The 21,819-nt window shown below is 71.1% G+C and carries 20 protein-coding genes; 9 read left to right on the top strand and 11 right to left on the bottom strand.

Features of this window, described 5'->3' with window-relative positions; translation table 11 throughout:
- From ACFPFQ_RS19885 to ACFPFQ_RS19935, 11 genes are all read right to left on the bottom strand, one after another.
- The coding region (locus tag ACFPFQ_RS19885) for an AMP-binding protein (RefSeq protein ID WP_379620926.1) at positions 1-993 on the bottom strand (993 nt) is incomplete at its 3' end.
- Positions 990-2,045 carry an NAD(P)H-dependent flavin oxidoreductase gene (locus tag ACFPFQ_RS19890; protein ID WP_379620928.1) on the bottom strand — a complete coding sequence of 352 codons (1,056 nt, stop codon included), beginning with the start codon at positions 2,043-2,045 and terminating at the stop codon, positions 990-992. The genes ACFPFQ_RS19885 and ACFPFQ_RS19890, both read right to left, overlap by 4 nt.
- Positions 2,042-3,646 carry a class I adenylate-forming enzyme family protein gene (locus ACFPFQ_RS19895; protein ID WP_379620930.1) on the bottom strand — a complete coding sequence of 535 codons (1,605 nt, stop codon included), beginning with the start codon at positions 3,644-3,646 and terminating at the stop codon, positions 2,042-2,044. Before ACFPFQ_RS19895 ends, ACFPFQ_RS19890 begins: the two co-directional genes overlap by 4 nt.
- Before the next feature lie 6 nt (positions 3,647-3,652).
- The gene (locus ACFPFQ_RS19900; protein ID WP_379620932.1) at positions 3,653-4,429 is read right to left on the bottom strand and encodes an enoyl-CoA hydratase/isomerase family protein; all 777 of its coding nucleotides are present in this window, start codon (positions 4,427-4,429) and stop codon (positions 3,653-3,655) included.
- 10 nt (positions 4,430-4,439) lie between these two features.
- Entirely contained in the window at positions 4,440-6,038 is a 1,599-nt protein-coding gene (locus ACFPFQ_RS19905; RefSeq protein ID WP_379620934.1) for an acyl-CoA carboxylase subunit beta, read from the bottom strand.
- On the bottom strand, positions 6,035-6,529 hold the full coding sequence (locus ACFPFQ_RS19910) for a biotin/lipoyl-containing protein (RefSeq protein ID WP_379620936.1): 495 nt from the start codon (positions 6,527-6,529) through the stop codon (positions 6,035-6,037). Before ACFPFQ_RS19910 ends, ACFPFQ_RS19905 begins: the two co-directional genes overlap by 4 nt.
- On the bottom strand, positions 6,526-8,004 hold the full coding sequence (locus tag ACFPFQ_RS19915) for an acetyl-CoA carboxylase biotin carboxylase subunit (protein WP_379620938.1): 1,479 nt from the start codon (positions 8,002-8,004) through the stop codon (positions 6,526-6,528). The genes ACFPFQ_RS19910 and ACFPFQ_RS19915 overlap by 4 nt, the downstream gene beginning before the upstream one ends.
- Complete coding sequence (locus ACFPFQ_RS19920) at positions 8,001-9,809, bottom strand: acyclic terpene utilization AtuA family protein (protein WP_379620940.1); 1,809 nt, start codon at positions 9,807-9,809, stop codon at positions 8,001-8,003. Before ACFPFQ_RS19920 ends, ACFPFQ_RS19915 begins: the two co-directional genes overlap by 4 nt.
- Positions 9,810-9,829: 20 nt before the next feature.
- Entirely contained in the window at positions 9,830-10,750 is a 921-nt protein-coding gene (locus ACFPFQ_RS19925) for an SDR family NAD(P)-dependent oxidoreductase (RefSeq protein ID WP_379620942.1), read from the bottom strand.
- Entirely contained in the window at positions 10,747-11,742 is a 996-nt protein-coding gene (locus ACFPFQ_RS19930; RefSeq protein ID WP_379620944.1) for a TIGR03617 family F420-dependent LLM class oxidoreductase, read from the bottom strand. The genes ACFPFQ_RS19925 and ACFPFQ_RS19930 overlap by 4 nt, the downstream gene beginning before the upstream one ends.
- A gap of 20 nt (positions 11,743-11,762) precedes the next feature.
- A complete protein-coding gene (locus tag ACFPFQ_RS19935) occupies positions 11,763-12,959 on the bottom strand; it encodes an LLM class flavin-dependent oxidoreductase (protein WP_379620946.1) in 1,197 nt (398 codons plus the stop codon).
- Between the two features lie 276 nt (positions 12,960-13,235).
- Here ACFPFQ_RS19935 and ACFPFQ_RS19940 point away from each other — a divergent pair, with 276 nt between their 5' ends.
- From ACFPFQ_RS19940 to ACFPFQ_RS19980, 9 genes are all read left to right on the top strand, one after another.
- On the top strand, positions 13,236-13,886 hold the full coding sequence (locus ACFPFQ_RS19940; protein ID WP_379620948.1) for a TetR/AcrR family transcriptional regulator: 651 nt from the start codon (positions 13,236-13,238) through the stop codon (positions 13,884-13,886).
- Positions 13,883-15,493 (top strand): AMP-binding protein, encoded by a 1,611-nt coding sequence (locus ACFPFQ_RS19945; RefSeq protein ID WP_379620950.1) that lies wholly within the window; start codon positions 13,883-13,885, stop codon positions 15,491-15,493. Before ACFPFQ_RS19940 ends, ACFPFQ_RS19945 begins: the two co-directional genes overlap by 4 nt.
- A gap of 45 nt (positions 15,494-15,538) precedes the next feature.
- A complete protein-coding gene (locus tag ACFPFQ_RS19950; protein ID WP_379620952.1) occupies positions 15,539-15,703 on the top strand; it encodes a hypothetical protein in 165 nt (54 codons plus the stop codon).
- Complete coding sequence (locus tag ACFPFQ_RS19955; RefSeq protein WP_379620954.1) at positions 15,700-17,391, top strand: AMP-binding protein; 1,692 nt, start codon at positions 15,700-15,702, stop codon at positions 17,389-17,391. The genes ACFPFQ_RS19950 and ACFPFQ_RS19955 overlap by 4 nt, the downstream gene beginning before the upstream one ends.
- Positions 17,388-18,167, top strand: coding sequence for an enoyl-CoA hydratase/isomerase family protein (locus ACFPFQ_RS19960; protein ID WP_379620956.1), 780 nt, complete (start codon positions 17,388-17,390; stop codon positions 18,165-18,167). The genes ACFPFQ_RS19955 and ACFPFQ_RS19960 overlap by 4 nt, the downstream gene beginning before the upstream one ends.
- Positions 18,168-18,371: 204 nt before the next feature.
- Positions 18,372-19,259, top strand: a complete 888-nt coding sequence (locus ACFPFQ_RS19965) for a branched-chain amino acid ABC transporter permease (RefSeq protein ID WP_379620958.1) — start codon at positions 18,372-18,374, stop codon at positions 19,257-19,259.
- Positions 19,256-20,149 (top strand): branched-chain amino acid ABC transporter permease, encoded by an 894-nt coding sequence (locus ACFPFQ_RS19970; RefSeq protein ID WP_379620960.1) that lies wholly within the window; start codon positions 19,256-19,258, stop codon positions 20,147-20,149. Before ACFPFQ_RS19965 ends, ACFPFQ_RS19970 begins: the two co-directional genes overlap by 4 nt.
- A complete protein-coding gene (locus tag ACFPFQ_RS19975; RefSeq protein WP_379620962.1) occupies positions 20,146-20,937 on the top strand; it encodes an ABC transporter ATP-binding protein in 792 nt (263 codons plus the stop codon). Before ACFPFQ_RS19970 ends, ACFPFQ_RS19975 begins: the two co-directional genes overlap by 4 nt.
- Positions 20,924-21,712, top strand: a complete 789-nt coding sequence (locus ACFPFQ_RS19980) for an ABC transporter ATP-binding protein (protein ID WP_379620964.1) — start codon at positions 20,924-20,926, stop codon at positions 21,710-21,712. Before ACFPFQ_RS19975 ends, ACFPFQ_RS19980 begins: the two co-directional genes overlap by 14 nt.
- Positions 21,713-21,819 lie beyond the last annotated feature (107 nt).

Consider the following 21,819-nt stretch of genomic DNA (forward strand, 5'->3'; position numbering starts at 1 on the left):
CACCTGCTCCATGACCTCGGGGTTGAGCGGCTCGCCCGCCGAGAGCAACTCGCGCAGCGCGCCCGGGCCACCGGACAGGTCGGCCTTGATCAGCATCCGCCACACCGTCGGCGGCGCGCAGAAGGTGTTCACCCCGACCCGGCGGATCTGGTCGAGCAGCTTCGCCGGGTCGAAGCGCGAGTAGTTGTAGATGAAGATCGTCGCCTGCGCGATCCACGGCGCGAAGAAGCAGCTCCACGCGTGCTTCGCCCAGCCCGGCGAGCTGATGTTCAGGTGCACGTCACCGGGCTTGGCCGCCACCCAGAACGACGTGGCCAGGTGCCCGACGGGGTAGGAGACCTGCGTGTGCAGCACCAACTTGGGCTTGTTCGTCGTGCCCGAGGTGAAGTACAGCAGCTGCGGGTCGTCCGGCGCGGTGCCCGGGTGTTCCGCGGGCGGGACGTCGAGGTCGTAGGCGTCGCGGTAGGCCAGCCACCCCGCCGGGGCGTCCCCGACGGCGAACCGCGTGTACGCGCCGGGCACGTCGTCGAACTTGCTCGTATCAGCGCTGTTGGCCAGGACGTGGCGGGCGCCGCCGCGCTCGATCCGGTCGACCAGGTCGGTGGGGCCCAGTGCGGTGGTGGTCGGCAGGATGACCGCGCCGAGCTTCATCACCGCGAGCATCGCCTCCCACAGCTCGACCTGGTTGTTCAGCATCAGGAGCACGCGGTCGCCCCGGGCCACGCCGTTGGCCGCCAGGTGCGCGGCCACCTGGTCGGACCGCCGCGCCATCTCGTCGAAGGTGAACCTCGCCTCGGACCCGTCCTCCTCGACTATCCACAGCGCCGTGCCGTCGTTGCCCCGCGCCGTCGCGTCGAACCAGTCGACGGCCCAGTTGAAGCGGTCTCCGAAGTCGGGCCACGCGAACTCGCTGACGGCCTTGGCGTAGTCGCGTCCCAGGTTCTGCAGGAGGTCCCGGGCATCTCGGTAGCGGTCGGTGACGCTGGTGCTCACTGCGCAGTTCCTCTCCGATGGTCCGCCGGGACGACCCGACGTCCGAGCGCCTCGAGCGCGGCGATGGCGTCGCGGACGATCCCCGGCACGAACTCTGCCACGTGGATCAGGTCGGTGATCGCGCTGCTCACGTTGCCGGCGGGCAGGATCCCGTCGTCGACGACGCCGTCACGCTGGGCGCGGATCAGACGGTCGTCCTTCCACGCGGTGAGCTCGACGTGGTCCATGGTGCCCGCCGCGACGATGGCGGCGAGATCGTCGACGCCCTTACTGCGCAGCGCCCGCGAGGGGCCGTAGATGGCGGAGAAGATGATGTCGTCGCCCTCGCCGGCGTCGATGATCCGTCGGGCGTAGGCGGGATGCCAGTCGGTGTTGTCGTGGCTGGCCACGAACCGGGTGCCCAGTGCGACGGCGTCCGCGCCCAGCGCGAGCGCCGCGGCCATGGTCGCGCCGTCGCGGATCCCCCCGGCCAGCACCACCGGGCAGTCGACGGCGGCAACCACATTCGGGCCGAGGACGAGCGTGTGCACAGGCCGGGCGTGGGTGTGCCCGCCCGCCTCGAACCCGGACGCGACGATCACGTCGACGCCGTCCTCCCGCGCCCGCACGGCCTGGCGCGTGCCGCCGACCTTGTGGGCGTGGATCAGGCCGCTGTCGGCGATGACACCGCGGACGACGCCGGGCGCGCCGGCGGAGGTGGTGATCACCCGGAGTCGCCGGGCGATCTCCGGGTCACGCACCGCATCGACGACCGCGCCGACGTAGGCGGCGCTGAACGGCAGGACCTCGCCGTTCCCCGCCCGGCCCACCGGCACGTTCACGGCGAACGGCTTGTCGGTGAGGGCGCACGTCTGTTCGATGTACTCCCGCAGGATCGCCGCGCCCTTGGTGGGCTCCTCGGAGATGCCGGGGATGCTCACCGTGCCGAGGCCGCCGGCGTTGGACACGGCGGCGGCGAGGTTGACCGTCCTGTAGGGCCCCAGCCCCTCCTGCACGACCGGGTACCGGATGCCCACGAGATCGGCGAACCGGCTGGAGATGTTCTGGTTCATGTCGGGGTCTCCTTGTGCAGTGCACCGAGGGTCGTGACGCCGTCGGCGTCGGCGACCGTCAGTCCCTCGAGCTGCGCCCGCATGGCTGCGGCCATCTTGCTGCGCTTCGCCGGGGTCCGCGGTACCTCGTCGACCAGGACGTAGAGCCGCGGGCGCTTCCATCTCTCGAAGGTGGCGATGCAGTGCGCGTCGAGCAGGTCGCGCATCGCCGCTTCGGTGAGCCCGCCGCCGACCTGCACGAACGCCGCCGGCACCTCGCCGAAACGCTCGTGCGCGATCCCGACGCAGCCGGCGTCGACCACGTCGGGATGGGCGATGAGCACGGCGTCGACCTCCAGGAGCGACAGCTTCTCGCCACCGGAGTTGATGATGTCGTCGGTGCGGCCGCGGATGAACCACCAGCCGTCGGGGTCGCGGTAGGCGCGGTCGCGGGTGTGCAGGAACCCCTCGTCGTCGAACGCCTCTGCGGTGCGCTGGGGGTCGCCGAAGTAGCCGGGCGTCACGACGTCCCCTGCGATGCACACCTCGCCCTCGACGTCGTTCCCCTCGAGCACCGCACCGGTGGCGGGGTCCTTGAGCACCGCTGTGACGAAGCCCTTGCCGGGACGCCCCGACGAGCCGACGGGGACGGTCGTCTCGTCGCCGTAGTAGAGCGACGGGCCCAGCACGCACACCGGCATCGCCTCGGTGAGGCCGTACATGTTGCCGACCTGGGCGCCCTTGGCGAGCAGGGCGTCGCGCACGTCGACCGGCACCGGTTCGCCTGCGACGTAGGTGCGGAACCCCGTCAGATCGACCTCGGGCCAGCGGGGATGCCGCATGAGGTCCCGCATCATCGTCGGGATGATCCAGTATGCCCAGTTCGGCTTCTGCTCCAGCAGGATCCGTACGACCCGGTCGACGTCCCAGCCGTTGCTCCACAGGATGGTGCCGCCGGCCATGATCATGCGGACCGAGTCGTGGATGCCGCCACTGTGGTACATCCCGACCAGCGACAGGTTGCGGGAGCTGCTGGTCACGCCGCCCAGGAAGACCGCGCCCCACGCGGAGTTCTGCAGGGTCCCGTGGGTGAACGTGACACCCTTCGAGACCCCCGACGTACCCGAGGTGAAGTTGATCGCGGCGACGTCGTCGGCGTTGCGCTCGGTGATCCGCAGGTCGTCCGAAGCACCGGCGACGAGCTCGTCGAGCGCGGGCAGCCCGTGCTCGGCGCCCGTCGTCACCAGCACCGTCTCGACGCCGGACTCGGCCGCCAGCCTGCGCCCCAGCTCCACGTGCTCAGGAGCGACGATCGCCACCTTCGCCCCGCAGTGGCGCGCGTCGCCCAGTGGCTTCGACGGGTGCAGCTTGTAGTTCAGCCCGCTGAACGCCGCGCCCAGCCGCAGCGTCGCGTAGAACGAGGCGACGTGCAGGTGATGATCCGGCATCGCCGAGACCACCACGTCGTCCTCCCCCACCCCGTGTGCAGCGAGGACGTTGCCGATGCGGTTGGACAGGCTGCGCAGCTCGCGGTAGCTGATCGCCGTCCCGTCCGCGTCCACCACGGCCTGCTTGTCGGGGTACTCCCAGAAGCTGCGTTCCAACCACCAGGCGATGTTCATGACAACCTACCGGCCCATCCACTCCGGCTTGCGCTTCTCCTTGAAGGCGCGCGGCCCCTCCTGCCCGTCCTCGGACAGGTAGACGCGCTCGTAGATCCGGTCGCCGGCGTCGAGCGCCGCGGTCCAGCCCATCTCCGCCGACGAGTAGACGAGCGCCTTCGCCGCCTGCACCGACAGGGGCGCGTTCGCGGCGATCGTCGAGGCGAGCTTCTGGGTCTCGGCGACCAGGTCCTGCGCCGGGACGACCTTGTTGACCAGGCCCAGCTCGTAGGCGCGCTGCGCCGAGATCGGCTCGGCCGTCATCAGCATCTCCATCGCCACCCGCGGCGGCATGAGCCACGGCAGGGGCGCCGCCCACGGCGAGCCACGACCCACCTTCGCCTCGGTGATCGCGAACCGCGCGTGGTCGGCGGCCACGACGAGGTCGACCTGCTGCGCCAGCAGGAACCCGCCTGCGTACGCCACTCCGTTGACCGCTGCGATGACGGGCTTGTCGACCTTGAGGGTGCGGCCGAGGTAGACCATGAAGTCCCGGGGCGGGATCCGCAGCGAGCTGTCGGCCATCTCCTTGAGATCACCGCCCGCGCAGAACGCCTTGTCGCCGGCACCGGTCAGGACGGCGACCGCGACATTCTCGTCGGCGTTGAAGCGGACGAACGCGGCACGGACCCCGTCACGGGCCGCCTTGTTCAGCGCGTTGCGCGCCTCGGGACGGTTGATCGTGATCCACGCGACGCGGTCGCGGACCTCGTAGAGCACTGCTTCCGCTGTCTCTTCTGGCATTGGTCAACTCCTAGATGCGCAGGACGCCACCGGGCGTCCGCACGATGGGGGCGTTCAGCGATGCCGACAGGGCCATGCCGAGCGTGTTGCGGGTGTCGGTGGGGTCGATGAGCCCGTCGTCGCGGATCTCCGACGTGAGGTGGAACGGGCTGGACGTGCGCTCGAAGTAGTCGCCGACCTCGTGCTGGATCTGCTCCAGCTGATCGGGATCGGGTTCGAGGCCCTGCCGCTTCATGCTGGCCACGCGCACCTGGGTGAGCGTCTTCACCGCCTGCTCGGCACCCATCGTCGCCGAGCGGGAGTTGGGCCAGGCGAACAGGAAGCGCGGGCCCCATGCGCGACCGGCCATCGCGTAGTTGCCAGCACCCTGCGAGGCGTGCACCAGCAACGAGATCTTCGGCACGGTGACGTTGGCCTGGACCATCAGCATCTTCGCGCCGTCCTTGGTGATGCCGCGGCGCTCGTACTGCTTGCCGACCATGAAGCCGGTGACGTTGTGCAGGAAGACCAGCGGCGTGCCGTCGCGGTCGCACAGCTGCATGAACTGGGTGGCTTTGTTCGCCGCCTCGGAGAACAGCACCCCGTTGTTGCCGAGGATGCCGACCTTGATGCCCCAGATGTACGCCCAGCCGGTGACGAGGGTGTTGCCGTAGTCGGGCTTGAACTCGTGGAACATGCTGCCGTCGACGACGCGGGCGATGACCTCGCGCATGTCGAACTGCTTCTTGATGTCGTCCGGGATGATCCCGTACAGCTCGTCGGGGTCGTAGTACGGATCCTCCGGAGCGCGCAGGTCGGCGTGCGCCTTCTGCGGTCGTGCCCACGTGCCGACGACGTCGCGGGCGAGCGCGATGCCCTCCTCCTCGGTGTCGACCGCGTAGTCGGCGGTGCCCGAGACGGAGGTGTGCATGTCGGCGCCGCCCAGCTCGTCCGCGGTGACCTCCTCGCCGGTGGCCGCCTTGAGCAGCGGCGGCCCGGCCAGGAACACGTGTCCGGTGCCGCGGACCATGATCGACTGGTCACAGAGGGTCGGCAGGTAGGCCCCGCCCGCGGTGCAGTTGCCCAGCACCACGGCGACCTGCGGGATGCCCATGCCCGAGAGCAGGCACTGGTTGTGGAACGTGTGCCCGCCCAGCGCGTACAGCTCGTCCTGCAGCGGCAGGAACGCGCCGCCGGAGTCGATCAGGTGCACCACCGGCAGCCGGTTCTCCCGCGCGATGTCCAGTGCGCGGATGGTCTTGCGCACCGACAGCGGGTACCAGGACCCGCCCTTGAGCGAGCTGTCGCCGGCGATCACCATGACCTCGCGGCCGTTGACCACCCCGATGCCGGTCACCACCAGGCCCTGCGGCGCGTCCCCGTCGTACGCCTGAGAGGCCGCCAGCGGCGAGAGCTCCAGGAACGGGGTGCCGGGGTCCAGCAGCAGCCGCAGCCGGGCCCGCACGGTGAGCTTGCCCTGCTCCGCGAGCCGGTCCAGCGCCCGCTGGGGCCGCTGCTCACGGGCCACGTACAGCGCGTCGAGCAACTGCTTGCGCAGCCCGAGGTTGTGCTCCCGGTTCGTCCGGTAGGCGTCGGAACTCGTGTCGATCTGCGAGACGATGCGTCTCATTCGCCCTCCTCGAGCGCGACGAGCACGATCAGTGGCGCGCCCTGTCCGAAGCTCTCGCCGACAGCGACGGGCACCCGCTCCACGACGCCGGCGCGCGGAGCCCTGATCTCGGTCTGCATCTTCATGCTCTCGATCACCGCGACCACCTGGCCGTCGGTGACCTCGTCGCCCGCCGCGACCGACACCGCGACGAGCACGCCGGGCATCGGGGCGGTCGCCGCGTCGACGGACTGGCCCGCGCGCAGCGACGCCTCCACCGGGTCGACGACCTCGAGCGCCCATGCCCGGTCGAAGGCGTGCACGAACACGGTGTCGCGTCCGGCGACGACCCAGATCTTCTCGCGGCGCTCGTCCACGGTGATCTCGGTTGCGCCGCCGTCGGGGCGGGTGCTGGCGGGGACCGCGACGCCGTCGATCCAGACGGTGGCGGTGTCTCCGCTACGGGTCACCCGTACTTCGCGCGGCTCGTCCAGCGCGATCTGCACGCTCACGGGCGCCACTCCCCTACTCCTGCATGGGCTTCGGGCACGTCGAAGCGGCGGTCGAAGCGCGAGCTGTGCAACGCGGCCACGGCGATGAGCAGCCGCTCGGTCGCTGCGTCGGCGACGACGGGTGCGGTCAGCTCGGGGTGCTCGTCGAGGAACCCGGTGTGGGTGTCGCCGGACGCGAAGTCCGGGTGCTCGACGACGTCGGCGAGAAACGCCGTGTTCGTCGTCGTGCCGAGCAGAACGGTCTCCCGCAGCGCGCCGGAGAGGCGGTCCATCGCCTCCGCGCGCGTCGCGCCGTACCCGACGACCTTGGCGATCATCGGGTCGAACGCGGCGGTGACCGCGTCGCCCTGGCGCACGCCGTGGTCGACGCGGACGCCAGGGCCGGACGGGAAGCGCACCAGCCGCAGCGGCCCGATCGCCGGTACGAAACCCGCGTACGCGTCCTCGGCGTAGATCCGGGCCTCGATGGCGCTGCCGGTCATCGTCACGTCGTCCTGGGTGAACGCCAGCTTCTCCCCGGCGGCCACGCGCAGCTGCTGCTCGACGATGTCGATGCCCGTGACCTGCTCCGTGACCGGGTGCTCCACCTGCAGGCGGGTGTTCATCTCCAGGAAGTAGGCCTTGCCGTCGGTGTCCATCACCATCTCGACGGTGCCCGCTGAGGTGTAGCCGACCTTGCGGGCCAGCGACACCGCGGCCGCGCCCAGCTCCGCGCGCAGCTCGGGCCCGACGAACGGGGAGGGCGCCTCCTCCACGACCTTCTGGTAGCGGCGCTGGATGGAGCACTCCCGCTCGCCGAGGTGCACGACGTTGCCGTGCGCGTCAGCGAGCAGCTGGATCTCGATGTGTCGTGGCCGGTCGACGTAGCGCTCGAGGAAGACCCGGCCGTCGCCGAAGCTGGCCTCGGCCTCGCTGCTGGAGCGGTCGAACGCCGCGCGGCACTGCTCGGCGCTGCGGGCGATGCGCATGCCCTTGCCACCGCCGCCCGCGCTGGCCTTGATCAGCACCGGGTAGCCGATGCGCTCGGCCTCGGCCAGCGCCGCGTCGACGTCGGCGAGCGCGTCGTCGGACCCGGGCAGTGTCGGCACGCCGGCGAGGACCGCCAACCGCTTCGACTCGATCTTGTCGCCCATCGCGCGGATCGCGTCCGGCGGCGGGCCGACGAACGTGATCCCGGCAGCGGCCACGGCCTCGGCGAACGTCGCCCGCTCGGAGAGGAACCCGAAGCCTGGATGGAGGGCGTCGGCGCCGGTCGCGCGGCAGGCCACGACGATCTGGTCGGCATCGAGGTAGGCCGCGACGGGCGTCGTACCCGTCAGCTCGACCGCCTCGTCGGCGTCGCGGACGTGCCGCGACCGGGCGTCGACCGCGTGGTACACGGCCACCGACCGGATGCCGAGGCGGCGCAGCGTGCGCATGATGCGGACGGCGATCTCGCCGCGGTTGGCGACGAGCACCTTCTCGGGGAGGCTCACGGGAGCAGCCCAGAATCCAGCAGCCCAGATTCCAGCGGTCCAGAATCCAGCAGCCCGGCCGGCACCCGGACGGGCATCGTCAGCAGCATCGCGGCGTAGGACTTGCCCTGCGGGTCGTAGCGCAGGGTGGACGTGCCACCGGTCCCGCCGAGCACCTCGTCGAGCACGATGTTGATCGCCGACATGCCCGGCAGCGCCCAGCGCCGGACGCCCCCGTGCAGCACGTGTGCGAAGTGCGCGGCGATTCGTTCCGCGGTGACCTGTTCGGCGAGCACCGGCGTGAACTCGGGTCTGCGGGCGATCAGGCCGATGTTGGCGAGATTGCCCTTGTCGCCGCTGCGGCCGGTCGCGATCCGCAGCAGCGGCACCTCCTGACCGTCCACGGCGGGCACCGCCTCGTCGAGGACGGGCGTGCCGGTGACGGCGTCGGGATCACCCGGGGCGATCTCGACCGTGGCGCGCTCGTCGTCCAGGAGCACCGTGACCGGCGTCGACGCCTTGTCGGCACGCAGGTGGTGGACGGCGAAGACCGGCGCGACGCGGGGCCGGCCGGCGAACATCCCGGTCATCCCCTGCGCCACCAGCGCGAACCCGGCGAACTCGCGGGCGAACACCTCCAGGGTCGCCTTGTCCGGCCCGGTGACGCCGATCTTGACGACAGCCTCGGTGGCGGTGTCGTCCCGCTCGAAGCCCATGATGTCGCCGGCCCCGACGATCTCGACGGAGGTCTCGGACAGCGCTCCGAGCTCGCGGTCGCGGGCGATCCGGGCGGTGCGGGTGAGTAGCGCCTCGGCCATCCGCCGGGCCTTCCCGGCCGCGCCCACCCCGGCGAACATCGCGGTCGTCAGCGCGCGGTACCCCTGCACGTAGGTCGCGGTCACCTTGTACGTCGTCGTGGCGGCCCGGCCACGGGCGCCGGCGACGCGGACCCGGTCGGGTCCGTCCTGCTCCAGCCGCACCTCGCGCCAGTCGCACGTCACATCGGCCATGAGGTACGCACCGGGGTCGCCGATCTCGTAGAGCACCTGCTCGCCGACCGTGGCCGGGGTGACCAGACCGCCCGTGCCGGCCGGCTTGGTGATCACCGCCGTGCCGTCGGGGAAGCACTCCGCGAGCGGGTAGCCCATGTTCTCCCAGCCGGGCACGTCGGCCCAGTCGGTGACGTTGCCGCCGGTGCACTGCGGACCGCACTCGACGATGTGCCCCACCAGTGAGCCCGCCGAGAGCAGGTCGTACTCGTCGTCCTTCCAACCGAACTCGTGCATCAACGGGCCCAGCACGACGGCGGCGTCGACGCAGCGACCCGTCACGACGACGTCGGCGCCCGCGGCCAGCGCGGTGGCGATCGGGCGGGCGCCCAGGTAGGCGTTGAGCGAGCTCGGCCCCGCCGGGACGACCGCGCCCGTGACCATGTCGGTCGGCGAGGCTGCCAGCACCTCCACGGCCCGCGGCAGCAGGTCGTCGCCCTCCACCGCGGCCACGCGCAACGACAGCCCGGCCTCGGCGACGGCGGCGCGCAGCGCGCGTGCACAGGCGACCGGGTTGAGCGCGCCGGCATTGACGACGACCTTGATGCCGCGTTCGGCGACCTGGCCGAGCACCGGGACGATCGTGGTCACGGCGTCGGCGACGTACCCGGCCTCGGGATCCTTCGCCCGGGTCCGGGCGAGCAGCGCCATGGTGATCTCGGACAGATAATCCGCCACCAGGTAGTCGACATCGGCCCCGTCCAGGATGTCCTGGACCGCGCTCGGCCGATCACCCCAGAACGCTGCGAAGCACCCGATCCGTATGACGTCCTTCATCCCGCTCCTGTCTTTGCCGTTCACGTGATCACGAATCCGCCGTCGACCACGACCGTCTGCCCGGTCACGTAGCTCGACGCGGCGCTCGCCAGGTACAGCAGCGCCCCCGAGAGGTCCCCGGGCTCGCCGAGCCGACCGGCCGGGATCCGGTCCAGCAGGGCGTCGAAGTGCCCGGCGTCGACGTGGTCGGAGGTCATCTCGGTCGCGAAGAAACCGGGGACGACGGCGTTGACCCGGATGCCACGCCGGCCGGTCCATTCCTGGGCCAGGTCGCGGGTGAGCGCGAGGATCGCGGCCTTGCTCGCGGCGTACGCGGCCTGCGGGCTGCTCGCCGTGCTGAGCGCCAACACGCTGGATATGTTGACGATCGCACCGCCGTACTGCATCGCGTCCGCTGCGGCCAGCGACATCCAGTGCGTTCCCGCGATGTTGACCGCGAGGATCTCGCGGAACTCCGCGGCGTCCTGCCGGTGTGCAGGCACGATCGCGCCGATCCCGGCGTTGTTCACCAGCACGTCGAGACGGCCGAACTCGGCCACCGCGGCCTGCACCACCCGCCGGCAGTCGTCCTGGTCGGCGATGTCGGTGGCGACGGCGACGGCCCGGTGACCTGCTTCCGTCAGCTCGGCGGCGAGCTTCTCGACGCGGTCGACGCGCCGGGCGGCGAGCACCACGGCAGCGCCCGCCTGGGCGAGGGTCGTCGCGAACCCCACGCCGAGCCCGGACGAGCTGCCGGTCACGATCGCGACGCGGCCGTCGAGGCTGAACAGGTCGGGCAGTGGCATCTCAGCGCCCCCGTAGACAGGGTCACGGCGCTCGGCGAAGGCCCGCGGGCCCTCCTCGGCGTCGTTCGAGATCAGCACCCGCCGGTTGCCGTCCTGATCCAACGCGAACCGATGTTCGTTGCCCAGCGCGCGCAGGTCGTCGATGTCGGGGGTCACGCGGCGGCCCCGCCGGCGATCTGCGGCAGGATCTCGACGCCGGGGTCGGCGGCGAAGGTCGCGATCAACCGGTCCGCGAGGCCGCCCCACCGCTTGCGCAGCGCGGCGGCGACGTCGCCGGGCTCGGCGATCACGGCGAACGCGTCGAGCACGTCGTCGTCGACGAGATCGGCCATGTCGTCCCAGCGCCCGTCCCGGGACATCCCGTGCAGCCGGTCGGCCAGCCCACCCCAGCCGTGCACCTCCAGCACCAGCCGGTACGCGGGCGTCGAGGCGTAGAAGGCGATGCGCTTGCGCGTCGCGGCTGCAACGCGGTCGGTGGTGGCCGCGTCGACTCCGGTCACGACCAGCGGCATGCCTGCGACCGTGAAGTCCGGCCGGTCCGAGCGCGCCCGGCCGGCCTCGAGCGCGGGCAGGGTGTGCGTCCGGAACGACTCGACGGTGGTCAACGGGCCGCAGAGGAACCCGTCGGCCACCTCGCCGGCGACCGCCGTCATGCGCCGACCGACCCCGCCCAGTAAGACCGGCGGTGCACCGAACCCGCTCGGTCCGGGATCGAACGTGGGCGTCATCAGGGTGTGGGAGTAGAAGTCGCCGCGGAAGTCCAGCGGGACGCCGTCGTTCCACGCCGCCCAGATCGCCCGCAGCGCCAGCACGTACTCGCGCATCCGGGCCGCAGGCTGCGACCAGGGCATACCGAAGCGCCGGGTGATGTGCGGGCGCACCTGCGAGCCGAGACCGAGCAGGAGCCGGCCGCCGCTGAGGCGGTGCACGTCGTGCGCGCTCTGCGCGAGCGTCATCGGGCTGCGCGCGAACGCGATCGCCACACCCGTACCGAGTTCGATGCTGCGGGTCGCGTCGGCCGCCCTGGCGAGGACGATGAACGGGTCCCGAACGGACTCGATGACCCACGCACCCGTGAAGCCTGCGCGCTCGACCTCCGCCGCCGCGCCGGGCTCGGCAGCGGGGTCGAACACCGTGTCGATGATCATGTGGTGGGAGGCTCCGATGCTCAGGAGGCGGTGCCGGCCGCCGCGGCGGCCGCCATCTCCTGCTTGTGCTTCTCCATGGCGTTCAGGACGCTCTTCATCTGATCCCCGCCGAGGCGGCTGCGCTCGGTGGCCGCCCACTGGGCGCTGGCCTGCAGCGATCCGACCGAGTCCTGGAACGCCGGGAACACCCGCTCCGCCATGAGCTCGTAGGACTTCTCGGTGGTGCGCACATCGGCCCACTCGTGGGTCATCACGAGGTAGGCACCGAACCCGCCCCTGGACTGCGCCGCCAGCTTCGAGATCTGCTCGATGGCGTCGTCCGGGGTGCCGATGACGCCGAGGCCGGAGTTGATGACGAAGTCGGTGCGCTCCTCGGTGCTCTTGCCGGCCACCTCGAAGTGCACCGCGGACTGCACGTCCTGGAAGTAGTCGAACCAGGCATCGATGCCGTGCTTGACGTCCTCGCGGGCCTGCTCGCGCGTCTCGGCGATGTGCATGGGACCTACGAGCCGCCACTTGGAGCGGTCGGCGACCTGGCCGTGCTTGGCCGCGACCTCCTCCATCACGTCCCAGTGCAGCGCCAGGGTGTCGACGCCGTCGGGAGCCATCGCCGACATCGTCGCGCCGATCGAGAGGATGCCGTCGCCGTACTTGCCGGCGATCCGTGGCCCGGTGGGCGAGGCGACCGCCGCGACCGCCACCTCGAAGTCCGAGTACGGCCGCAGCTGCGTGCGTGCCTCGACGAGCGTGTAGCGGTCGGTCTTGATCGAGACGGTCTCGCCGACGAGCAGACGCTTGAGGACGTCGGTGCCCTCCTCCAGCGCGTTGCGCTGCTCCAGCGGATCGATCCCGATCATGTAGGCGTCGGTGGTCAGCGCCCCCGGGCCGAGCCCGAGCATGGCGCGACCCTTGCTGAGGTGGTCGAGCAGGATGATGCGGTCGGCCACCCAGAGCGGGTTGTGGTAAGGCAGCGAGAGCACGCCGGTGCCCAGCTTGATGTGCTTCGTCTGTGGCAGGGCGTTCGCGATGAACAACAGATTGTCCGCGATCAGCTCGCATCCACACGAGTGGTGCTCACCGATCCACGCCTCGTCGAAACCCAGGCGGTCGAGCATCTGGACGAACTCGATGTCGCGCTGCAGGGCGAGGGTGGGGTTTTGCCCCATGGGCAGGTGGTACGGGGCGTGGAACACGCCGAAGCGCATGCGGTCGGTCATGGACGGCTCCTCGAGATGACGGTGTGACAGCAGCACGTCTGCGTGGCGAGCACGATTCAAGTGAAGAGCCGATCACTTCGTATCAGCGAAAACTCGTCGCTGAGTGAACGATCGTTGACCAGTCGGACGGTAGCGGTCCGACCATATCGCTGTAAACCCCGACGACTTTTTGCTTCCCACAACGCCATCTACGTCCTACTCTTCGCTCGCCCACCCTCGGTCGGCGTATCGGGAACTCCTTCCGACCTGCCATCGCCGCATGACACCGACCACAGATTGGACATTCACTTGGTCACCCCGATCCACGATCCACCGGGGCGGCGGCGCGGCAAGGGCGCTGCCGTGCGGGATCCCGATCGCCGGGAACGCATCCTCGACGCGGCCGCGGACCTCATGGCCCGCCACGGCTACCAGGGGGTCAACCTCACCGACATCGGGTCAGCAGCCGGCATCGTCGGCTCCGGCGTCTACCGGCACTTCGACAGCAAGAACGCGATCCTGGTCGAGCTGCTCGACCGGGTCGTCGACCGACTCCTCGCCGACGCGGAGACCGGCTTGCGGTCGGAGTCCGATCCGCGCGCCACCCTGGTCGCACTGGTCGCGGGTCAGGTCCGGTTCACCATCGACGAGCGCACCCTGTGCCAGGTCTACCTGCAGGAGGCCCGGGGCCTGCCCGACGCCGACCTGCGCCGGCTGCGCTGGAAGCAACGCCACTACGTCGATCTCTGGCTCGACGTGCTGGGCGCCGTGCGCCCCGAGCTCGCGCCGCAGCAGGCCCAGGTGCTGGTCCACGCAGCCATCTCGTCGATCCACTCGATCCTCCGCCACCGCAGCGGTCTCGAGGCGCCCGACGTGGCGGCGCTGCTGCAGGACACCGCCGTCCGCATCCTCGGTCTCGAACCGGGGCCGACACCGGAGCAGCCATGACCGACGCAGTTCGGCAGCACGCCCACGAGATCGGGCCGGCCGGCCCACCCGTGCTGGACATGACCGTCGGCGACCTGCTCCGCCGCGCCGTGGCGATGGCGCCGGACCGGGCGGCCGTCGTCGAGGGCGTGGCCGGGCCGGACCGGCGCCGCTGGACCTACACCGAGCTGTTGCGCGACGCCGAGGCGTGCGCCCGCGCGCTGCTGGCCCGGTACTCCCCCGGCGACCACGTCGCGATCTGGGCGCCGAACATCCCCGAGTACACCGTGTTCCAGTGCGGTGCAGCACTCGCGGGCATGGTCATGGTGACGATCAACCCGACGTTCCGCGCCGCCGAGCTGTCGTTCAGCCTGCGCCAGTCGAAGGCCGTCTCGTGCTTCAGCCACGGCGAGTTCCGCGGCACCGCGATGCTCGACATCGCCCGCGCCGTGGCAGCCGACCTCCCCGGCCTGCGCGAGGTCGTCCCCCTCGACGACTGGGCGGGCTTCCTGGCCTCCGGCGACCCGACGACCCCGCTGCCCGAGGTCTCCCCCACCAGCCCTGCCCAGATCCAGTACACGTCCGGCACGACCGGCACCCCCAAGGGCGCGATGATCCCGCACCGCGGCCTCGTCGACGACCCCCGGCAGTCCGCCGTCCGCGCCGGCGGCCGCGACGGCGCCGTCTGGCTCGCCGTGCTGCCGATGTTCCACGTGGGCGGCTGTGTACTCGCCAGCATGGGCTGCCTGTCGCTCGCCGGCACCCTCGTCGTCACGAACTTCGAGGCCGGGCTGGCGCTCACGCTCGTCGAGGAGGAGCGGGTCACCATCACCAACCCGGTGCCGACGATGGTCGCCGCGATGATGGCCCACCCCACATTCGGCACCCGCGACCTCACGTCACTGCGCTCGCTGATCTCCGGCGGCGCACCGGTGCCGGCGGAGATGGTGCGGCGGTTCGAGCACGCGCTCGGCGTCGACTTCACCATCGTCTTCGGACAGACCGAGACCAGCGGCGTCATCACGATGACGACCGTCGACGACACGATCGACGACAAGGCGCTCACCAGTGGCCGCCCCCTGCCCGGCGTGGAGATCCGCATCGCCGACCCGGAGACGGGCGAGACCCTGCGCCGCGGCGAGCTGGGCGAGCTGCTCACCCGCGGCTACCACACGATGCAGGGCTACCACGACAACCCGGAGGCGACCGCCGCCACGCTGGACCCCGACGGCTGGCTGCACACCCGCGACCTGTGCTCGATGGACGACCGCGGCTACGTCACCGTCGCCGGCCGCACCACCGACATGATCATCCGCGGTGGGGAGAACGTCTACCCGCGCGAGATCGAGGACGAGCTCTTCCGCCACGAGGCCCTCGCCGGCGCCGCGGTCGTCGGCCTGCCCGACGACTACTACGGCGAGGCCGTCGGCGCCTTCGTGATCGTCAAGGACGGGCACGAGGTGACCCCCGACGAGCTGGTGGCCTTCCTGCGTCCCCGACTCTCGGGCTACAAGGTGCCCTCGACCTGGGTCTTCGTCGGCGAGTACCCGCAGACCCTCAGCGGGAAGATCCAGAAGTTCGCGATCCGCGACGCCTGGACGCGGGGCGAGTACGTCCCCGCCACCTGAACCCCGTTCTACCCCACAGCACGCTTCGACGACGAGGAGAGCTCCATGGGACGGCTGGACGACAAGATCGCGCTGGTCACCGGCGCCGCTCGCGGTCACGCGGTAGCGGGCCGGTGCGAACCGGTGAACGGGACCGTAGCCGACGTCGCGACGACGAGGCCCTCCGCGCACCTCCAGCCGGCGAGCAACGGGAAGGCCCACACCACATGACTTCGACCTCCCCGGACACCGACGGTCTGCCCGCCCTCGACGTCGAACGGCTCTACGACCGTCGCAACGACGAGCGCTGGAACCGAGTCGCTGTCGGTGACATCCTCGAGCGGCTCAGCTGGAGCGAGCCCGAGCGGACCGCGATCATCGCCGCGCCCGACGCGGTCGCCGATCCGGGGTACGCGACGGTCACCTATGCGCAGGCCGACGACCTGGCGACCCGGATGGCGAACCACCTGCTCGGTCAGGGGGTGCGGCGCGGGGACCGGATGGCGCTGCTGGTCGAGAACTCGGTCGAGGCGTACCTGACGAAGCTGGCCGTGGCCAAGGCCGGGCTCGTCGCCGTCCCCCTCAACCCGATGATGGCCGATGACATGCTCGCCCACGTGCTCCGGCTGACCGAGGCCCGGATCGCGGTGGTCGATGCCGACCTCTGGCAGAGCCGGGGGGCGGTGCTCTCGGGCGCCGGAGTCGGCCCGGTCGCGTTCCTGCGGGGTGTGGCGGCGGGTCCGGCCGGGGTCCCGGACTTCCGCGAGGCGGTCACGGCGGCCTCGGCCGAGCAGCCCGAGGTCCGGATCCACGGGGACGACATCTGGGAGATCCTGCCGACCTCCGGCACGACCTCCATGCCCAAGGCGGTCATGGTCTCCCACACCTACTCCTACGCGGCTGCCATGACCCACGCGCTGGCATACACCCGCAACCTGCCCCGCGAGGGCGACGTCCGGCTGTCCAGCTTCCTGCCCGTCGTCTACCACATCGGCGACCACGCCTACGTGCTCGCGGCGTTCCTGTCCGGCGGCAGTGTCGTGCTCGGCCGCAAACCGGTCCCGTCGGCGATCGCCCGCTCCGCCACGGTGGACCGGGTCACCGCGCTGTGGGGCGGGTCCCCCCAGTTCCTCGCCGACATCGCGCGCGAGGTGGAGGCCCGGCCGGCCGAGTACGACCTGACCTCGATCGAGGTGATCATCTTCGGGTGGACGGCGATCGAGCCCGACCTCGCCGACCGCTTGACGGCCCTGTGCGGAGGCCGCGTCCAGTTCGTCGGGATCTTCGGCCAGACCGAGGCGATCGCCTGCCACCGGTTCTGGCCGGGTCGCTGGCCCGAGCTGCATCGCCGTACCGCCCCGGAGACCAACTACGTCGGCGTCCCGGCACCGATGCTGGGCTCCACCGTCGTCGACGAGGAGGGTGCGTCGCTGCGCGACCGCCCGGGCGTCCCCGGTGAGGCCGTGTACCGCTCCCCCGCCATGTTCTCCGGCTACTACCGCGACGAGGCCGCAACGCGCGAGGCCTTCCGCGGCGGCTGGTTCCACTCCGGCGACATGTGCACCTACGGCGAGGACGGCCTGCGGGTGATGGTCGACCGCTACAAGGACGTCGTGAAGTCCGGCGGCGAGAACGTCTCGTCGATCCGCGTCGAGGCGGTCCTCCACCAGCACGCTTCGATCGCCAGGGCGGCGGTGGTGGGCGTGCCCGACGAGCGGTGGGGCGAGGCCGTGACCGCGGTCGTGGTCCCCACCGAGGGCCAGACGCTCGACGAGCAGGAGGTGATCGCCTTCTGCCGCGCCAGGTTGGCGGGGTACGAGACCCCGAAGCGGGTGGTCGTCACGGACGCCCTGCCCGCGACCGTCGGCGGCAAGGTACTGAAGTACCGCCTCCGGACGCTGTTGGCGGAGCAGGCATGAACGACATCGCCTACGCCGTGGCGGCCGGGGTCGCGACGATCACCATCACCCGTCCCGAGAGTCTCAACGCCTTCCGCGAACAGACCATGCGAGAGCTCATCGACGCCTTCGACCACGCCGACGCCGATCCGGCCGTCGGGGTCGTCGTCCTCACCGGCGCAGGTGACCGAGCCTTCTCCACCGGCGGCGACGTCGCCTGGGAGAACGCGTTCGATCCCGCCTCCGGACGCCACACCGCCCGGCTCCTCATCCGCCTCGCCGAAGCCATCCGCGGCACCGGCAAACCCGTCATCGCCAAGATCCGCGGCTGGTGCGTCGGCGGCGGCAACGAACTCGTCCTGCTCTGCGACTTCGCCCTCGCCGCAGAATCCGCGCGCTTCGCCCACACCGACTCCATGCTCGGCAACTCCCCCATCTGGTTCGGCACCCAGCTCCTGCCCAAACTCGTCGGCACCCGACGAGCCAAGGAGATCCTCATGCTCGGCGACACCGTCGAAGCACCCGAGGCCGAACGCATCGGCTTGATCAACCGCGCCGTCCCCGACGCCGAGCTCGACACCGTCGTCACCGACTGGTGCGAACGCCTCCTCGCCCGCAGCCCGCAAGCCCTGCGACTCACCAAGATCTCGCTGGACTTCGACGGCGACCTCACCCTCCCCTCCGTCCGCCACGGTTTCGAGGCCCTCACCCACAACTACGGCACCGTCGAGTTCCACGAAGGCACCACCGCATTCCTCGAACGCCGCGCCCCCAAGTTCCGCCCCGATCCCGACTGACCGTCATCCCTCAGGCGTCTCGCTGCCCGTCGACGCCGGCCACATCAACGGCCGCTGGGGCTGACCCTTCGGTCCGACCGCACGACCGCACGACCGCACAACCGCACGACCGCTCCGTCCTGCTGCGGTCGTCTCCTCCCATACCCGGGCGCATGCGATCAGCAGGCGTCCAGGCTCCACCGCCGCAGCCGATCGAGGTGCCCATTGGCCGACTATCTCCGGGACGCAATCGTCCTCGGCGGTGTCTACACCGTCTTCGCGCTGGGACTCACCCTCTCCTGGGGAGTCCTGAACGTCCTCAACCTCGCCCACGGCAACGTGCTCGTCGCCGCCGCGCTGACCGGCTACCTGCTCAGTGATGCCGGGATGCCGTTCGCGGCGCTGCTCCCGCTCTGCATCCTCGCGGGCGCGGTGCTCGGCGCCCTGCTCGAGATCGCGGTCTTCCGACCGATCCGCGCGCGGGCCCGATCGACCGAGGCGGCCGGGCTCGCGATCCTGATCGGCAGCATCGCCGCCGGATCGGTCCTGTTCGCCGCCGCCGAGGAGATCACCGACGGCCGGGTCCGCACCATCGGCACCGGCACCTTCGACATCGTGTCCTTCCCGTTCCTGGGGACCACCGTGACCACCCTGCAGGTCCTCATCGTCGCGCTGTCACTGGTGCTCGGGCTGGGGCTCGCGGTGTTCGTCCGGCGCAGCCGCACGGGCCACGCCCTGCGCGCGCTCGCGCACGATCCCGCGACCTGCGGGCTGCTCGGGATCTCGGCGGGCAGGCTCGGCGTGGCGACGATGGCCGTGGCGGGCGGCCTGGCCGGCGCGGCGGGGCTGCTGCTCGCACTGCACATCGGGTCGGTGGAGGCGAGCATGACCGAGTCCCTGCTGCTCAAGGCCTTCGCCGTGATCGTCCTGGGCGGAGTGGGGAGCATCGGCGGCGCCGTGGTCGGGGCCTATCTGATCGCCGGCGTCGAGGTCGGCACGGTGGCGTTGCTCGGGTCCGGGGCGCGCGAGGCCGTGGTGTTCGCGATCATCCTGGTCCTGCTGCTGGTGCGGCCGCAGGGGCTGTTCGCCCGAACGACCTGGCAGCGGGCATGACCACCGCGACGCTCGCACTCGGGCTCACCGGCAGCGCCGATTCGACCATCCGCAGCGGGCTGGTGCTGGTGCTGCTGGCCTTCAGCGTGCACGTCGCCGTCCGGAGCGGGATGTTCTCGTTGGCGGGGGTCGGCTTCTACGGCATCGGGGCGTACGCGGCGGCGGTACTGGCGCTCGGCGACCAGGACCCCGTGCTCGCGGTCGTCGCCGCGACCGCGCTCTGCGCCGTCCTCGGTGCCGGGCTCGGGATCGTCCTCGGCAGGCTCCGCGCGCTCTACCTGGCCATGGCCACGTTGGCGTTCGTCCTGCTCGTCCAGGTGCTGGCCATCGAGTGGGAAGCGGTCACCGGTGGCGCGCTCGGCCTCTTCGGGGTGCCCGCCGCGGTGGGCACCCCGGTACTGGGCACCGTCGCCGCCGCCGTCGCCGCCGGTGTCGCGCTGGCCGAACGCGGGAGGAGCGGTCGCATCCTCGAGGCCCTGCGCCTCGACGACCAGCTCGCCGAGGCATTGGGGGTGGCCGTGGTGCGTCGCAGGCGGGTGGCCTTCGTCGTCAGCTCGGCACTCGGGGGTCTCGCAGGCGCGTTGGCCGCGCTCAGCTTCAGCGTCCTCACCCCGGACGACGTCTCGTTCTCCCTGATCGTCGACGTACTGACGATCATCGTGATCGGCGGGACCGCCGCCTGGTACGGACCTGTGATCGGGGCGTTCGTCGTCGTCTGGTTGCCCGAGGTGCTCGGGTTCCTCGGCACCGCCCGGCCGCTGGTCCAGGGAGCGCTGGTCGTGCTGCTGATCGTGCTCGCCCCCGAAGGTGCGGTCGGCCTGGTGCACGCGGTCCGGCGGTGGCGGCGCCCGCGGAGCTCCGATCCGCTCCCCACGGAGGTCGTGCGATGACCGAGCTGTCCACCGATGCCGCCACGGGGGTCACGTCGACCCGGCGTCCCGCAGTACTGGTCCGGGGTGCGGTCGTCGCGTTCGGCGGGGTGCGGGCGGTCGACGGCATCGATCTGACCGTGCCAGGAGGGTCGCTCTGCGGAATCGTCGGGCCCAACGGTTCGGGCAAGACCACCCTGCTCAACGCGGTGTCCGGCGTCCAGCCGCTCACCGCGGGGAGCATCGTGATCGGCGCCCGCGACACCACCGGGCTGGCCGCGCACGAGGTCGCCCGCGCCGGCGTGGGCCGCACCTTCCAGTCGATCAAGCTGCTGCCCACTCTGTCGGTGCGGGACAACGTGGCGCTCGGCGTGGACATGCACCTCACGGGTCCGTGGCGAGACCGGCGGTCCGCCATCGCCGCCGCCACGGACGAGGCCCTCGAACGGCTCTCGATCACCGACGCCGCCGAGCGGTCCCCTGAGGAACTGTCGTACGGCACGCGCAGGCGGGTCGAGATCGCCAGGGCCATCGCGGGCGGCCCGTCCGTGCTGCTGCTCGACGAGCCGCTCGCCGGGATGAACCGTGCCGAGCGGGTCGAGATCGCGGCGTTGATCACCCGGCTGCGCGACGACGGCCTCACCCAGATCCTGATCGAACACGACCTGCGCACCCTGCTGTCGATCTGCGACCACCTCGCCGTGTTGCACCACGGCAGGTTGATCGCCTTCGGGGAACCGCGGGAGATCGCGGAGCGCCGGGACGTCCGCGATGTCTACCTCGGGAGGTCTTCCGATGGCCCTGCTTGAGATCCGGGACCTGGTGGTCCGGCACGGGCGGCTGACCGCGGTCCACGGCATCGACCTCGACGTCGACGGCGGTGAGGTCGTGGCCCTGCTCGGCGCCAACGGCGCGGGAAAGAGCTCGACCCTCGACGCCGTCAGCGGGGTCGTACCCGTTGCCGCGGGGGAGATCCGGTTCCGTGGAGAACGGATCGACGGACTCGCCCCGCACCGGATCGCGCGGCGCGGGGTGGTGCAGGTCCCCGAGGGCAGGCGGATCATCGGCCCGCTGACCGTCGCCGAGAACCTGGGCCTCGGTGCCCATCCAGTGCGCTCGGCCCGGCGCCGCGCGGAGCTGGCCGGGCAGGTCGCTGAGCTCTTCCCCGAGCTCGACGCGCTGCGCGATCGGCCAGGTGGCCTGCTCAGCGGCGGGGAGCAGCAGATGCTCGCGATCGGTCGCGCGCTGATGGCGGACCCGGCCGTCCTGATGCTGGACGAGCCCTCGATGGGGCTCGCGCCGGTGGTGGTCGACCGGGTGCTGGCCGCGATCCGCGCGGTCGCAGCTCGCGGGCTCGGCGTGCTGATGGTCGAGCAGAACGCCACCGCCGCACTGGGGATCGCCGAGCGTGCCCTCGTCCTGGAACAGGGCGAGATCACGCTCGCCGGGACCGCGTTCGAAGTCCACGACGATCCGCTGGTACTGCGGGCGTTCCTCGGCATCGATCCCGATCCGGATTCCCCGTTGACCCCCGATTCCCCGATGACCCCCGATTCCCCGATGACGAGGAGCGCGAACCCATGAGAACGACCCGAACACTGATGACCGCGGCAGCGTTAGCCCCAAAGCCGTTCAGTTAGGCCGGTGGCTGTGCTGTCAAGACCGGCTCTATTTCGATGGTGATCAATGCG

The organism is Pseudonocardia sp. GCM10023141 (assembly GCF_042653605.1).